Source organism: Pseudomonas sp. AK-TSAG1-1, from assembly GCF_056821665.1.
This window is the reverse complement of record NZ_CM165965.1, coordinates 4321412-4334848: the sequence shown is the minus strand read 5'-3', so window position 1 is coordinate 4334848 and position 13437 is coordinate 4321412. Positions and strand designations below refer to the sequence as shown.

Genomic DNA, 13437 nt, shown 5'->3' with positions numbered 1-13437 from the left:
GTTCATCCCGCGGGTATTGCAAGAATGCAGCCAGATGCGCGGCTCAGCGTTTGCCTGAGTTCTGCATCACCAGTTTGATCAGCGGCCCGAGGCTGGTCCCCAGACGAATCAGCCGGGTCAGGCCACCGACGCCACCGCTTTTCGCGCCTTTGCCCGTGATGAAACCCAGCAGGGTGACGGCGGCCACGCCCCATAGCGGCGCGTGCTTGATGCCAAAACCGTCTTGCAGGTTTTGCGTCATGCCGCGCATGCGCTGCAGCGGTTGCAGCACTTGCCCGGCTTCATGGCGGATTTCCTGGCGATGCATTTCCATGCGCAGGCGGATCAGCGCCTTGCGCATTTCCCGGCGCGAGCTGTTGTGTGGCAGTTCAGGCAGGCTCATGGCAACAGGCGCTCCCGATCGTTGGCCAATTCTTCCAGGGTGCCGTGGAAGGGCGAGGATTCATCGAAGACCGCAGCCTTCAGACGCAGTCCACAGAAAGCGGCCGCCAATGTGTAGAACACGCACAGGCCGATGATGGCGGGGAGACGGTAGGTGTCCCAGAACAGGATCAGCACCAGCGTCGACAGGCCGACCAGCAACAGCAGTGCAAACACCAGTGCCAGACCTGCGAACAGCAACAGGCTGACGGTGCGTGATTTCTGCTCCTGCAGTTCAATGCCGAACAGTTCGACATGGCTGTGCAGCAACCCAAGAACAGCGGCGCCCAGACGCCGCGTGGAAGAAGTGGTGCCCGACCCCAGGCCGGATTCTCCGATCGACATGATCAGCGCCGAGTGGCCAGCAGGCCAATCAGAAAACCTACCCCGGCGGCGATGCCCACCGATTGCCAAGGGTTGGCCGACACGTAGTCTTCGGTCGCGGTGACGGCGGCCTGGCCGCGATCGCGCAGAGTGTCTTCGGTCAGCTTCAGGGTTTCCCGGGCGCGCAGCAGGCTGTCGTGGATCTGTTCGCGCAGCTCGTCGGCCTGATCGCCTGCCAGAGTCGCGGTGTGCTCAAGCAACCGTTCGGTGTCGGCCACCAGAGTCTGGAAGTCGTTCATCAGGATTTCTTGAGCAGTCTTTGCCTTGATGCTGGCCATGGGTGGATCTCCGTAAGTGACGTCTGAAGCGTTCGAGTATGAGCCTTGCACGAAGGTTCAGTACAAATGACTGGTACAGCTTTTGCTATGTCGTGGTGCGTCTTGCAACCGCCGTGCGCTGTTGGCGGGCGTACTTGCAGGAAAACCTTAACTCAAATAATCCGGGTTTGTGTCAGGGCATCGACCTTGTGCGCCAAAGCGGTTCATCGCAGCTCCAGTGCGGTGCCCGGCAAGGCGCAACTTGGTGCATGAATTGTCCGCGCGAACCGCTTTGGTGCCTTTTTCAGCCTTCAGGTCTGCCTCTTTATGGAAAATCTGCAAAGCGCTGTGGACACGCTGGTTCACAGCTCCAACACGTTGTTCATTCTGATCGGTGCGGTGATGGTGCTGGCGATGCACGCCGGTTTCGCCTTTCTTGAAGTCGGCACGGTTCGCCAGAAAAACCAGGTCAACGCGCTGTCGAAGATTCTCAGCGACTTCGCGGTCTCGACCCTGGCCTATTTCTTTATAGGCTATTGGATCTCCTACGGGGTGACCTTCATGCAACCGGCCGCGGTGCTCAGTGCCGATCACGGTTACGGTCTGGTGAAGTTTTTCTTTTTGCTGACCTTCGCGGCGGCGATTCCGGCGATCATTTCCGGCGGCATTGCCGAGCGCGCACGATTCGTTCCGCAACTGTGCGCGACGGCGCTGATCGTGGCGTTCATCTATCCGTTTTTCGAAGGTATGGTCTGGAACGGCAACTATGGTCTGCAAGCCTGGCTGACGGGCCGGTTCGGCGCTGCGTTCCATGATTTCGCAGGCTCGGTGGTGGTCCATGCCATGGGCGGCTGGCTGGCGCTGGCGGCGGTGCTGTTGCTCGGTCCGCGCAACGGCCGCTATCGCGACGGGCGCCTGGTGGCGTTCGCACCGTCGAGCATTCCGTTTCTGGCGCTGGGTTCGTGGATTCTGATTGTTGGCTGGTTCGGCTTCAACGTGATGAGCGCGCAGACCTTGCAGGGTGTCAGCGGTCTGGTCGCGGTCAACTCGTTGATGGCGATGGTCGGCGGCACTGTGGCGGCATTGATCGTCGGGCGCAACGACCCGGGCTTTCTGCACAACGGCCCGCTGGCCGGGCTGGTGGCGATCTGCGCCGGCTCCGACCTGATGCATCCGGTGGGTGCCTTGGTGACTGGCGCGATTGCCGGTGCGCTGTTTGTCTGGTGCTTTACCGCGGCGCAAGTCAAATGGCGCATCGATGATGTGCTGGGTGTCTGGCCGTTGCACGGCTTGTGCGGGGTCTGGGGCGGGATCGCCTGCGGCATCTTCGGCCAGAGTGCGCTCGGTGGCCTGGGCGGTGTCAGCCTGGTCAGTCAGTTGATCGGTACCGCCCTGGGGGTGGCGGTCGCACTGATTGGCGGATTCGCCGTCTACGGTTTGATCAAGGCGTTGCACGGCCTGCGCCTGAGTCAGGAACAGGAGTATTACGGCGCCGACCTGTCGCTGCACAAGATCGGCGCAGTGAGTCAGGATTAAGTTTCCTCATCGTCGGCGCCGGGGTAAAAACCGTGCAACAGACGATAACGGTCACTGCGTACCTGATCGACTCGCTCCTGGACCTGGCGCGCTGGCAATCCGAGCATGATCAGTGCGTGTGAGCCGAGCATCAGGCTCGATTCCAGCAGCTCCGGCACCACTTCGGTGGCGCCGGCAGCCTTGAGTTCCGCCCATTGGCTATCGTCGCGGGTACGCACCAGAATCGGCACCTGATCATTGTGGCGGCGGGCTTCCTTGAGAACGCGCAGGGCAACGTCGCCTTGATCCACCGCGATCACCACCAGCCGTGCGCGCAACAGTCCGACGGCGATCAGCAGATCGGCCCGAGACGAGTCGCCGTAATGCACATTGCTTTCGCCGACGGCAGCTTCCTGGATCCGCACGGGGTCGTTGTCCAGGGCGATGTAAGGCTGATTCGCGTTGCGCATGAAACGGCCGATGGACTGGCCGACCCGCCCGTACCCGCAAATCACCACATGCTGGTCGAGGTCGGCGTTGAGCGCACTGATTTCTTCGATTTGCGCCTCCTGGTTCGGCTTGCGATGCAGGCGCAAGGCAATGTTCGGCGCCGCGCGCAGCAGCAGCGGGGTCAGCAGCATCGAGCAGAACGTTGCCGCGAGCAGCAGGCCGCCCAGCTCGTCGGGCAGCATCCTGTTTTGCTGCATCTGCGCCATCAGCGCAAAGCAGAACTCACCGCCCTGCGCCAGGGCCAGGCCGCTGCGCCAGGCGGTTTCGTGATCGTTGCCGCGCCACTTCACCAGCAGCGCCACGACAGTGCCCTTGATCAGCATCAGGCCGAGGGTAAGACCGATGATCAGCACGCTGTGGCTGACGAACAGTTGCAGGTCGATCAGCATGCCGATGCTGACGAAAAACACTCCGAGCAGAATGTCGCGAAACGGCCGGATGTCGGCTTCGATCTGGTGGCGGTAGTGGCTCTCGCCCAGCAACATGCCGGCCAGAAATGCACCGAGGGCAGGGGACAGGCCTAACAGGTGCGTCAGCCATGCGGTCAGCAGCACAATGACCAGCGCCAGCAGCACGAACAGTTCCGCCGAGCGCGAGGCGGCCACCTCATGAAACAGTCGTGGCAGCAACCAGCGGCTGGCCAACAGCAAACCGACAAACAGCACCACGGTTTTTCCCAGAGTCAGCGGCAGCGCCCAGTACCAGGCTTGCGCGCTGCTCCCGGCGAACACCGGCACCAGCGTCAGCAGCAACACCGCAACCACATCCTGAAACAGCAAGACCCCGACCGCATTCTGCCCGTGACTGCTGAACACCTCACCCAGGCTGCTCAACTCCTTGGTGACAATCGCCGTCGACGACAACGACAGTCCGGCGCCAAGTAGCAGTGCCGGGGTCACCGGCATGCCCAGCAGGATCAACACCAGGCCCAGCACCCCGGTGCTGAGCAACACCTGTTGGCTGCCCAGGCGAAACACCACCTGGCGCAGCGCGATCATCTTTGACAGGGAAAATTCGAGGCCCAGCGAAAACAACAGGAACACCACGCCCAACTCGGCCACGTCAGGCAGGTGTTCGCTTTCGTTGACCCAGTTGAATGCGGTCGGCCCGACCATCAAGCCCACACACAGATAGCCCAGCACTGGCGGCAACCGCAAGCGACGGAACAGGGCAATCATCACCAGGGATGAGGCAAGAATGATCAACAGGTTGGCAAACACAAAACACTCCGATGTCAGGCTCTGGCTTCTCAAGCGTAGAGGCAAAAAGCACGGGAGCATCGCCTGATTGGCTTTTGTGCGGGCTGATTTGCGTCAGGGTTTTGCGTACTGGGTGCCGTGTCGGGACCTTTGGGCTGCAGTGGCTCGACGGGTTTTCGAGGCAGGCCTAGAATGAACGCTCATTTTTCCGGTTGAGCGACCATGCCCCCTGAATGTCAGCTGTTCGGCACCCTGGGATGCCACTTGTGTGAGTTGGCAGAGGCCGAGTTGATGCCTTTTGTCGAGCACGGTCTGTTGGTGGAACTGGTGGATATTGCCGACGATGAATCCTGGTACGAGGCTTACAGCCTGCGGATTCCGGTGCTGCGCCGGATTGATAATGGTGCAGAACTGGGCTGGCCGTTCAATGCCGATCAGGTGGTGGCCTTCCTGCGCTGAACTGTTTCCTGCTGGCGTGCCACTGTCTTCCGCCGGTCGCGAGCGTGCATCCGTCCCTTGGCACTTTGCGGTTTATTCAGTTACTGTATGTGCATACAGTAATTGGATTGGCCTGCTGCTTTGCATGACTTGAGCAGGTGAATCCGGCAGTCAGAGGGACGAACCGTGGTCAATGTCGAACAGTTGAAGAACAGCGTGAACCGGATGTCGGTTGACGTGGTGCGCGAGGCAGTCCTCGAGTTGCGCCTGGACGGGCTGGTCACGGAGGGCAAGACGCCGTTCAACAAATTGCATTTCAACACCTGCTTTGCCGAAATCGAGGCGCTGTTCCAGCGTGCCGGTTATCACAAGCAACTGGATGTGGTCGGCTATCAGGGGCTGTTGTACGCCTTGTACGACCCGGGGCGCTGGGAGGCGGTCGATGTCCTGCGCTGGCTCAAGGAATTCACCGAAGCCGCAGCGCTCAAGTCGATCCCGGCCTGAGGCGGGCGGCGGAATCTGCGCTAGGTTCGCATCGCTCAGTGTTGGATAATGCCGACCTGCATCGAGGGTTCGAATTTCCGTATGTCCACACCAACATTTTCCGCTGCTCAGAATCAGGCCAGTACCCTTTACCTGCCGCCAGGCGCCTGGCTCACCGTGCTTGATTGCCTGTGCGAGCATTTCAGTGCGATCAGTCGCGAGCAATGGCTGGACCGGATTGCGCGGGGGCGGGTGCTGGATGGTCAGGGCCAGCCGATTGTGCTGGACCTGCCGTACAAGGAAGGCCTGCGAATTCACTACTTCCGTGAAGTGCCGGATGAGAAGCCGATTCCGGTGCTGGAATCGATCCTCTATGCCGACGACCATCTGGTGGTAGCGGACAAACCGCATTTTCTGCCGGTGACACCCGCCGGCGAATATGTCGAGCAAACCTTGCTGCGCCGACTGATCCGGCGCCTGGACAATCCGCATCTGGTGCCGTTGCACCGCATCGACCGGCACACGGCGGGGTTGGTGATCTTCTCGGCCAATCCGCAGACCCGTTCGGCATATCAGTCGCTGTTTCCAACCCGGCAGATCGATAAGCGCTATGAGGCCATTGCCCCCGCGCTGCCGGATCTGGAATTTCCCCTCGTACACAAAAGTCGTCTGATCGATGGCGAACCGTTCTTCCGCATGCAGGAAGGCCCCGGTGTTGCCAACACGGAAACGGCGGTCGAGGTGCGGGAGAAAAACGGTGAACTCTGGCGCTACGGACTGTATCCGGTGACCGGCAAGAAACATCAGTTGCGGGTGCACATGACCGCGCTGGGGGCGAGTATCTGCAATGATCCGTTTTACCCGGATGTGTTGAAAGACGCTGAGGATGACTACGCCAATCCGCTGAAACTGCTCGCGCAGGGGTTGCGGTTTATCGACCCGGTGACGGGCGAAGAGCGCTCGTTCGAGAGCCGGATCACCCTGCAGTGGTGAGACACCGACTTTTCCAGCGCCCATGAAAAAGCCCGCATTAATGCGGGCTTTTCTGTATCCGGCGTCGACGTAAAGCTTACAGCTCTTTAACGGTACGAACCTGATCCTTGTTGATGCGGGTCTGTTTGCCATCCAGTTGCTTGAACTCGTAGAAACCCGAATCTTCGTCATATTTCGGGGTGTCGACGGCCTGGATTTCGCGACCGTCATTCAAGGTGATCACTGTTGGCGAGGAGCAACCAGCGAGAGTTGCCAGGCCCAGTGCGAGCATGAAAGTGGCGAGGGTCCGTTGAGTCATGGGTGTGTCTCCGAATGGGAATACTTTTGGTTACTGAGCTTGAGACGTATACAAGGCGTGAGAGTTCCTTGAATGCTGTCAGTCTGACACAGTGTTATGCGCATTTAACAGTTCGGGGGTGTTCAGGTTGGCCAGTCGCGGGTCATTGTCCGGGCATTGCAGGGCAGTGACGTCAAGGTCGCGCATGACCCGGCCGGGGCTGCGTTCACCAGCGTTCCAGGCCGCTTCGAACGCGGCCAGCAGGGCTACTGGAATCACGCACAGCAGCGGTTCCCAGTGCCCGTCGTGACGCAACATTAAAGGTTTGTCAGGAAACTGGCAGGCGGTTATTCGCATGTCGTGCAGCAGCGCGGCGTCGATGCGCGGTACATCGCAGGGCAAGACCAGCAGGTGTGACCGGCGCGCGGCCTTGAGCCCGGCGAGTATGCCGGCCAATGGGCCGGGAAAGTCGCCTTCTGCATCGCTCACCAGATGATCGGCGTACGCGGAGTAGCGCTCGTGATTGCGATTGCAGGAGATGATCAAGTCGTCGGTCAGCGGCCGTACCTTGCGCTGCAGATGGGCAATCAGCGGTTCACCCTGCCATTCGATCAGGCCTTTGTCCTGGCCGCCCATGCGCTGGCCGCGTCCACCCGCCAGGAGCAGAATGGAGCAGGGGGGCAATGGCGTATTCGAGGTCATGGCAGCTCTCCAGCAGGGCGGCGAAAAATTCAGGCGCTGTGATATAACACCGGGCTGTTTCTCCTACAACTGGACGAGCCTAATGAAAGCCAAGGCCGATGTACCTTTTGCACCGCTGAACATTGCGGTGCTGACTGTCAGCGATACCCGAACCCTGGAAACCGACACCTCAGGCCAGGTCTTTGTCGACCGCCTGAGCGCTGCCGGCCACCGCCTGGCCGAACGGGTCTTGCTCAAAGATGACCTGTACAAGATTCGCGCGCAAGTTGCCCACTGGATTGCCGAGGACGTGGTGCAGGTCGTGCTGATTACCGGCGGTACCGGCTTCACCGGGCGTGACAGCACACCGGAAGCCGTGGCCTGTCTGCTCGACAAGCAGGTCGATGGCTTTGGCGAATTGTTCCGCCAGATATCAGTGGCCGATATCGGCACCTCGACCGTGCAGTCGCGGGCATTGGCGGGGCTGGCCAATGGCACGCTGGTATGCTGTCTGCCAGGCTCGACTAACGCCGTGCGCACTGGTTGGGACGGCATTCTGGCTGAACAACTGGACTCGCGGCACCGCCCCTGCAACTTCGTACCTCACCTGAAACAGGCGGCGCCTTGTGAATCCCGTGGGTAAGCCGGGCAAGACCGGCAGTCTGATGCCTGTCGAAGAAGCGCTGGCTCGCCTGCTGGCAATGGCCGAGGCCTCGCTGATTATCGAGCGAGAGTTCCTGCCATTGGCTGACGTCGAGGGGCGGGTGCTGGCCGAGGACTTGATCTCGACCCTGGACCTGCCGCCTTGGCCAAACAGTGCCATGGATGGTTACGCCCTGAATCTCGCAGACTGGACCGGAGAGCCTTTGCCGGTCAGCCAAAAGGTGTTCGCCGGGCAGGCGCCCGAGCCCTTGAAGCCCGGTACCTGTGCGCGGATCTTCACCGGCGCACCCGTGCCTGCCGGGGCAGATTGCGTGGAGATGCAGGAAAACGCCGAGGTTCAGGCCGACGGCCGGGTGCGTTTTACCGAAACTATCACCGTCGGCCAGAACATTCGCCCGCAAGGCCAGGAAACCACCATCGGTGAGTTGATCCTGCCGGCAGGTACCCGGCTGGGACCGATCGAACAAGGTTTGTCGGCATCACTGGGTTGCGCCGGGCTGAGTGTGGTGCGCAAGGTGCGGGTGGCGGTGCTGTCTACCGGCGATGAACTGGTCGAACCCGGCCAGGCGTTGGGCCCGGGCCAGATCTACAACAGCAATCGAGTGGTGCTGTGCAGTTGGCTGCAGCGTCTGGGTTGTGAGGTGATCGATGCCGGCATTCTTCCGGACGATCTGGATGCCACCCGTGCACGTCTGGGCGAGTTGCAGAATGTCGACCTGATTCTCTCGACGGGAGGGGTCTCGGTTGGCGAAGCGGATTTTCTGGGCATCGCCTTGAGAGAGGAGGGCGAACTGGCGCTATGGAAACTGGCAATCAAACCTGGAAAACCGCTGACGTTCGGCCATTTTCGCAATGTGCCGGTCATTGGTTTGCCCGGTAACCCCGCTTCGACGCTGGTGACCTTTGCCCTGCTCACACGGCCCTACTTGTTGCGGCGTCAGGGTGTGAAGGACGTCGAACCGCTGAAGTTCACGGTACCGGCAGGCTTTGTCTGGCCTGTGGCGGGCAATCGGCGTGAATACTTGCGCGGTCGACTCGAACAAGGCCGCGCAATCATCTACCGCAATCAAAGTTCAGGGGTACTGCGCAGTGCTGCCTGGGCGGATGGACTGGTAGAAGTGCTTGAAGGACGCACACTGGTTGAAGACGATCAAGTTGTCTTCATTCCTCTGAGTGATCTGCTCGGCTGATCCCCCGCCTTGCAAGTGCAGGCTCGACCGATACAGCGTCGATGCCTGCATTTCCCAATCAATGGCTCATCAGTGTGACCAGTTGATCGAACCGGCTATTGGCGACCCACCCAAGCAGCCCCAGCACCACCGCTGTTGCCCCCGCCGAATAGGCGAGGCGGTGCTTGATGGTTTTGACATCGCCGCGGACTTCATCCATATCCCGGCGAATGTATTTGAGGTGGGTTTCCAGTTCAGTCACGCGCGGTTCCATATCAACTTCTCCAGTGGTTCTGGCGCTCTTTTTGAAATCGGATGTGTGACTGGCGCGACTTTCGGTGAGAGAGGGCAGCGGACTAGTTGAAATTCTGGCTTCATGGCTTGGCATGGAAATGTCCGTCGGCTGTTTCAATTGTAAGCTCGCTAAGCTTTCCATGATTCAAACTGTTACCCGTTCGGAGGGTGTATCCACTCATGACCTGCACATCCTTGTGTTGTTAAATCGAAGATTGATATCACCTGCACACGGTGAATCAATGAACGCGACGGGTCAATTGAGCCGATTCCTCACATGTTGTAAGAAAAAATACCGCTGTGTAGGACGCAACAGGTCAGTCGCTTGAATTAAAAGTGATTCCTGCGGCTTTTTTACGTGCGCCAGTGGTCAAGATGTCTCAGACCGAGTCAAACGTGGGGAGTAATGGTTATGAGTGAACGCAGGGCGCTGTTGATTCTGCATGGCAAGCAGGCACTCAATGAGGCGGTTCGCACCGCCGTCGAAGGCAAACGCAAACAGGGCTGGGAGCTTGCGGTGCGACTGACCTGGGAAGCCGGTGACGCTCAGCGTCTGGTGCAAGAGGCATTGGCGGCCGGGTACAAACAGATTATCGCTGGCGGCGGGGACGGTACGTTACGCGATATCGCCGAAGCGCTCGCCGCACATCCGCATCAGGCCAGTCTGGTGTTGCTGCCGCTGGGGACGGCCAACGATTTTTCCCGCGCAGCGGGGATCCCGCTGGAGCCGGCCGAGGCGCTGGAGCTGCTGGATGTGCCACCGCGCGAGATTGATCTGGGTGAAGTCGGTGGACAGATTTTCCTCAACATGGCGACGGGTGGTTTTGGCAGCCAGGTCACCGCCAATACGTCTGAGGATCTGAAAAAAGTACTCGGCGGGGCGGCCTATCTGTTCACTGGTCTGTCGCGGTTCAGTGAGTTGCACGCGGCCTATGGCGAATTGCATGGACCGGATTTTCACTGGAGTGGCGAGTTGTTGGCGCTGGGTATCGGCAATGGCCGCCAGGCGGGCGGCGGACATGAATTGTGTCCGCAGGCATTGGCCGATGATGGCCTGTTGGATATCAGCATCCTGCCGGCACCGCAGGAGTTGTTCGGCACGCTGAAGAACCTGCTTAGCGACGGTTTCGGCCTCGACAATATGTTTGTCCGGGCGCGCTTGCCCTGGGTCGAAATCAAGGTCGCCGAAGGGTTGAGCATCAATCTTGACGGCGAACCGCTGGAAGGTGAAAGCCTGCGCTTCGAGGTGCGCCCCGCAGCCTTGCGGGTGCACTTGCCCGAGCATTCGCCGCTGTTGGGCGGCGCGCGGTCGGTCAGTCGTCGAGACTGATGATCTGTTCGCGCACAGCGAACAGCACCAGACCCGCCACATCGTAGATCTGCAGGCGCTTCATGATCTGTGAGCGGTGGGTTTCGACGGTCTTGATGCTCAAGCCCAGGCCGTTGGCGATTTCCCGGGTGGACTTGCCGCGCACGATCAACCGCAGGATTTCCAGCTGACGAGCCGTCAGGTTGTGCGAATCGGCCACTTCCGGCTGATTTTTCTGCGTGCGGGTCAGCGCCTGGTTGATCACGGTATGGGCGATGGCCGGGCTCAGGTAGCGTTCGTTGTTGCGCAGCGCTTCAAGGGCATGTTCAAGTTCGGTGGCCGTGGTGTCCTTGAGCAGATAGCCGTGTGCGCCGGACTCCAGTGCCTGCATGATCAGCGCCGGATCGGTGTGCATCGACAGGATCAGCACCTTGCTTTGCGGACGCACCCGCTTGAGTCGTTGCAGGGCTTCCAGTCCACCGGTTTCTTTCATCGAGATATCCAGCAACACGATGTCGGGCGTCAGTTGCTCGACCATTTCGAGCAGCTGCGAGCCATCGCTGGCTTCGCCAATGACCGCGTAACCGGGAATATCGAGCACCAGAGCGCGCACGCCGGCCCTGATCAGCGAGTGGTCATCCACCAGAAGTAAGTTACAAGTCAACGCATAACCTTATTCGTACTGGCCCGCTCGAGTGCACGGGGCGCCCAGGGGAATAGTGCTTCGATTTGAGTGCCTTTGCCCGGCTCGCTGATGACGTTCAGTGTGCCGCCCAGTTGTTCGATTCTTTCGGCCATCCCGGCCATGCCACGTTGTCCTTCGCGGCCCGGGTCGGCGGCAGGCGCAAATCCCAGGCCATCGTCACTGATAAACAACGTCAGACCTTGCGGCAGGCGTTGTACGCGGATCAGCAGGTTTTTCGCCTGCGCATGACGCAGGATATTAGTGACCGCTTCCTGAGTAATACGAAAGGCGGCGACCGCCATTTCTTCCGGAATGCCATTGAGGCGTTGCTGGCAATCGAGGCTCCAGTGCACCGGGGTGTTCGCCAGAGCCTTGAGCAAGTGCGCGCGCAGGCTGGCTTCGAGCCCGAGGCTGGTCAGTTGGCGCGGGTTGAGAATGGCTGAAACATCGCGCACCTTGTTGAGGGTTTCTTCAAGCGTGTCGCAAAGTGTCGAGCAATGTTCTTGCAAGTCCTGCGGCAGGCGTCTCTTCAGCCATTCGCTTTGCAGCTTGGCAGCCGTCAGCAACTGACCGATATCGTCATGCAGTTCGCGGCTGAGTCGGTGCCGTTCGTTTTCCTGGACTTCGAGCAGACGGTCTGCGAGTTCCTGAGGCTGGAACTTGATCGATTTGCGCGACAGCCGATATTGCACCCAGACGCAAGCGGTGGCCGCGACGTTCAGCAGTAGCAATCCCAGTGACAGCGGCGCCGACAAACCGTAGGTCAGCAGGCTGCCGACAGTCGCGACGACACTCAATATGAGCGTGAACCGGCGGGCATTTTCCCGGGAAGGTGGCCATGTAGTGATTGACTTGAGGCTGGCGTACATAACGGATGGAGCCAATGGATGTTCGCTGCGGGCAGACCGGCCGGTGGCGGGCGGATCTCTGTCTGAAAATGCTGTCAATTATGTTATTGAATTTAACGAGGTTCAGTGAGCGATATTTGACCGCCAAGTTTGGTGGATGCCTGTCACTGAATCACTGTGCCATTAATTGAAAGCAACTAATGGCCGGCATAATACCACTTAAGATACCGTTGGTCGCGTTTGCCATATATGTCCAACGAGTCAGGAAAGACCCCATGTTGGACGCGAGTTCCATAATGGAAAAAAGTCGCTTTATTGTGCTCGGTAGATATCCACGTCACTCGAAGTTGTTCGTTACACGGACACAGGAAAACCCTGAGGCCGCGGGAAAATATCCGCTGCTGACGGGTGTGATTATTTAATTCGGCTTGTCGCTGGCAGGTATGAACTATTCAATTGCGACATTCAGCGACTCGGATATACAGCCTCGATTTGCGTATTAACAGCGGCCAATCAGGCCTGACGCTCCGAGTAGGGCGTGAACGATAGTGATCGGGTCGAGAGCGATGGCTGAAACTGGCTTTGGCCTACCTGGAATGCAAAGGCTTCGATCAGGGAAGTCTGTTCGCTGTCATCAAGGCTCAACTGGCCGGTGTTCTGGTCAACCAGTTCGATTTGCCAAGCCATCAGGGTGAAGCAGTCTTTGAGCGCATCCAGTGCCTGTGCGTGCAGATCGATATGATCCGGCGCGTGGGTGAGCAGGCTGTGAATGTGCAAGGAAAACTCGGAAACCGCTTCCAGCGCCAACGCTTCAGCCCGGCCTGCGAGTTTTAGCAGGGTGCTGAGCATGCAGTCGATGGCGTCCTTGTCGTTGCTGATCAGTTGCAGGTGGCTCAGGCATTCTTCGGATTTGGCCAGGAGTGTTTCTGCCTCGACGAGAAATTCGGGAAAGCGTTGTGCCCAGTCTTTACGGTCGATTGGCATGCTTATCTCCACAGCGTCATGTCTGATGAGGGAATGCCGTGTGTGTCGACGATCGTGAATCGTCGCGAGACCGCGCCCCGGCGTGCAAGTGCACAAGCTGAGGGTTTCGAGAGGATGCGTTTCCACCGAACTGCGATCGCACACAATAGCCTGACTCCGTTCATGCAATGAGAATGGCGTCACATTAATGGCTATTGGATATTGCGAACATCAGGTTGGGCCTGATTGTTACTAGGGGATTCCCTTACACGCGGGAACCTGTGGCGCAAACCGTGGTCGCGCCAAAAGAGAATGTAGCAGATGAAATCACCGAGCCAGTAAAGCATGA

17 protein-coding genes are annotated in these 13437 nt (G+C 59.3%); 7 read left to right on the top strand and 10 right to left on the bottom strand.

Annotated features, from left to right (window positions below; all coding sequences use genetic code 11):
* Positions 1 to 43: 43 nt before the first annotated feature.
* From AC1UK9_RS19480 to AC1UK9_RS19470, 3 genes are read right to left on the bottom strand one after another with little or no spacing between them, the layout of a single operon-like run.
* A complete protein-coding gene (locus tag AC1UK9_RS19480) occupies positions 44 to 382 on the bottom strand; it encodes a hypothetical protein (RefSeq protein ID WP_473013167.1) in 339 nt (112 codons plus the stop codon).
* Positions 379 to 765 carry a phage holin family protein gene (locus AC1UK9_RS19475; RefSeq protein ID WP_025113165.1) on the bottom strand — a complete coding sequence of 129 codons (387 nt, stop codon included), beginning with the start codon at positions 763 to 765 and terminating at the stop codon, positions 379 to 381. Before AC1UK9_RS19475 ends, AC1UK9_RS19480 begins: the two co-directional genes overlap by 4 nt.
* Positions 766 to 767: 2 nt before the next feature.
* A complete protein-coding gene (locus AC1UK9_RS19470; protein ID WP_025113166.1) occupies positions 768 to 1082 on the bottom strand; it encodes an ElaB/YgaM/YqjD family protein in 315 nt (104 codons plus the stop codon).
* A gap of 306 nt (positions 1083 to 1388) precedes the next feature.
* On the opposite strand from AC1UK9_RS19470, the gene AC1UK9_RS19465 reads away from it, so the two are divergent.
* Positions 1389 to 2597, top strand: coding sequence for an ammonium transporter (locus AC1UK9_RS19465; RefSeq protein ID WP_473013166.1), 1209 nt, complete (start codon positions 1389 to 1391; stop codon positions 2595 to 2597).
* Here AC1UK9_RS19465 and AC1UK9_RS19460 read toward each other — a convergent pair.
* Entirely contained in the window at positions 2594 to 4306 is a 1713-nt protein-coding gene (locus AC1UK9_RS19460) for a cation:proton antiporter (RefSeq protein ID WP_482578319.1), read from the bottom strand. The genes AC1UK9_RS19465 and AC1UK9_RS19460 overlap by 4 nt on opposite strands.
* 201 nt (positions 4307 to 4507) lie before the next feature.
* Between AC1UK9_RS19460 and AC1UK9_RS19455 the strand changes: the two genes are divergently transcribed.
* The 3 genes from AC1UK9_RS19455 (at position 4508) to AC1UK9_RS19445 (ending at position 6199) form a co-directional block, all read left to right on the top strand.
* Entirely contained in the window at positions 4508 to 4744 is a 237-nt protein-coding gene (locus tag AC1UK9_RS19455) for a glutaredoxin family protein (RefSeq protein WP_473013164.1), read from the top strand.
* 165 nt (positions 4745 to 4909) lie between these two features.
* A complete protein-coding gene (locus AC1UK9_RS19450) occupies positions 4910 to 5227 on the top strand; it encodes a transcriptional regulator (protein ID WP_003226726.1) in 318 nt (105 codons plus the stop codon).
* Positions 5228 to 5308: 81 nt separating this feature from the next.
* Positions 5309 to 6199, top strand: a complete 891-nt coding sequence (locus tag AC1UK9_RS19445; RefSeq protein WP_482578318.1) for a pseudouridine synthase — start codon at positions 5309 to 5311, stop codon at positions 6197 to 6199.
* A 76-nt stretch (positions 6200 to 6275) separates the two neighbouring features.
* Here the strand turns inward: AC1UK9_RS19445 and AC1UK9_RS19440 are convergent, their stop codons facing one another.
* Both AC1UK9_RS19440 and mobA read right to left on the bottom strand, forming a co-directional pair.
* Complete coding sequence (locus tag AC1UK9_RS19440; RefSeq protein WP_025113171.1) at positions 6276 to 6497, bottom strand: YgdI/YgdR family lipoprotein; 222 nt, start codon at positions 6495 to 6497, stop codon at positions 6276 to 6278.
* A gap of 78 nt (positions 6498 to 6575) precedes the next feature.
* A complete protein-coding gene (gene mobA / locus AC1UK9_RS19435; RefSeq protein ID WP_482578317.1) occupies positions 6576 to 7178 on the bottom strand; it encodes a molybdenum cofactor guanylyltransferase MobA in 603 nt (200 codons plus the stop codon).
* 82 nt (positions 7179 to 7260) lie between these two features.
* On the opposite strand from mobA, the gene moaB reads away from it, so the two are divergent.
* Complete coding sequence (gene moaB, locus AC1UK9_RS19430) at positions 7261 to 7800, top strand: molybdenum cofactor biosynthesis protein B (RefSeq protein WP_025113173.1); 540 nt, start codon at positions 7261 to 7263, stop codon at positions 7798 to 7800.
* Positions 7784 to 9010, top strand: coding sequence for a molybdopterin molybdotransferase MoeA (locus AC1UK9_RS19425; protein WP_473013161.1), 1227 nt, complete (start codon positions 7784 to 7786; stop codon positions 9008 to 9010). Before moaB ends, AC1UK9_RS19425 begins: the two co-directional genes overlap by 17 nt.
* Before the next feature lie 58 nt (positions 9011 to 9068).
* Here the strand turns inward: AC1UK9_RS19425 and AC1UK9_RS19420 are convergent, their stop codons facing one another.
* Complete coding sequence (locus AC1UK9_RS19420) at positions 9069 to 9377, bottom strand: hypothetical protein (RefSeq protein WP_482578316.1); 309 nt, start codon at positions 9375 to 9377, stop codon at positions 9069 to 9071.
* 318 nt (positions 9378 to 9695) lie between these two features.
* Between AC1UK9_RS19420 and yegS the strand changes: the two genes are divergently transcribed.
* Positions 9696 to 10613 (top strand): lipid kinase YegS, encoded by a 918-nt coding sequence (gene yegS / locus AC1UK9_RS19415; protein WP_025113175.1) that lies wholly within the window; start codon positions 9696 to 9698, stop codon positions 10611 to 10613.
* Here the strand turns inward: yegS and AC1UK9_RS19410 are convergent.
* The 3 genes from AC1UK9_RS19410 to AC1UK9_RS19400 form a co-directional block, all read right to left on the bottom strand.
* Positions 10597 to 11256 carry a response regulator gene (locus AC1UK9_RS19410; RefSeq protein ID WP_025113176.1) on the bottom strand — a complete coding sequence of 220 codons (660 nt, stop codon included), beginning with the start codon at positions 11254 to 11256 and terminating at the stop codon, positions 10597 to 10599. The genes yegS and AC1UK9_RS19410 overlap by 17 nt on opposite strands.
* Positions 11253 to 12146, bottom strand: coding sequence for a sensor histidine kinase (locus tag AC1UK9_RS19405; protein WP_482580503.1), 894 nt, complete (start codon positions 12144 to 12146; stop codon positions 11253 to 11255). The genes AC1UK9_RS19410 and AC1UK9_RS19405 overlap by 4 nt, the downstream gene beginning before the upstream one ends.
* Positions 12147 to 12638: 492 nt before the next feature.
* On the bottom strand, positions 12639 to 13109 hold the full coding sequence (locus tag AC1UK9_RS19400) for a hypothetical protein (RefSeq protein WP_025113179.1): 471 nt from the start codon (positions 13107 to 13109) through the stop codon (positions 12639 to 12641).
* Positions 13110 to 13437 lie beyond the last annotated feature (328 nt).

What these genes read in the sequence shown, in the direction of transcription:
- AC1UK9_RS19400 (WP_025113179.1), bottom strand. Translation starts at nt 13,109, where the DNA reads ATGCCAATCGACCGTAAAGACTGGGCACAACGCTTTCCCGAATTTCTC.
- AC1UK9_RS19405 (WP_482580503.1), bottom strand. Translation starts at nt 12,146, where the DNA reads ATGTACGCCAGCCTCAAGTCAATCACTACATGGCCACCTTCCCGGGAA.
- AC1UK9_RS19480 (WP_473013167.1), bottom strand. Translation starts at nt 382, where the DNA reads ATGAGCCTGCCTGAACTGCCACACAACAGCTCGCGCCGGGAAATGCGC.
- AC1UK9_RS19465 (WP_473013166.1), top strand. Translation starts at nt 1,389, where the DNA reads ATGGAAAATCTGCAAAGCGCTGTGGACACGCTGGTTCACAGCTCCAAC.
- mobA (WP_482578317.1), bottom strand. Translation starts at nt 7,178, where the DNA reads ATGACCTCGAATACGCCATTGCCCCCCTGCTCCATTCTGCTCCTGGCG.
- AC1UK9_RS19455 (WP_473013164.1), top strand. Translation starts at nt 4,508, where the DNA reads ATGCCCCCTGAATGTCAGCTGTTCGGCACCCTGGGATGCCACTTGTGT.
- AC1UK9_RS19420 (WP_482578316.1), bottom strand. Translation starts at nt 9,377, where the DNA reads ATGCCAAGCCATGAAGCCAGAATTTCAACTAGTCCGCTGCCCTCTCTC.
- yegS (WP_025113175.1), top strand. Translation starts at nt 9,696, where the DNA reads ATGAGTGAACGCAGGGCGCTGTTGATTCTGCATGGCAAGCAGGCACTC.
- AC1UK9_RS19440 (WP_025113171.1), bottom strand. Translation starts at nt 6,497, where the DNA reads ATGACTCAACGGACCCTCGCCACTTTCATGCTCGCACTGGGCCTGGCA.
- moaB (WP_025113173.1), top strand. Translation starts at nt 7,261, where the DNA reads ATGAAAGCCAAGGCCGATGTACCTTTTGCACCGCTGAACATTGCGGTG.
- AC1UK9_RS19445 (WP_482578318.1), top strand. Translation starts at nt 5,309, where the DNA reads ATGTCCACACCAACATTTTCCGCTGCTCAGAATCAGGCCAGTACCCTT.
- AC1UK9_RS19470 (WP_025113166.1), bottom strand. Translation starts at nt 1,082, where the DNA reads ATGGCCAGCATCAAGGCAAAGACTGCTCAAGAAATCCTGATGAACGAC.
- AC1UK9_RS19475 (WP_025113165.1), bottom strand. Translation starts at nt 765, where the DNA reads ATGTCGATCGGAGAATCCGGCCTGGGGTCGGGCACCACTTCTTCCACG.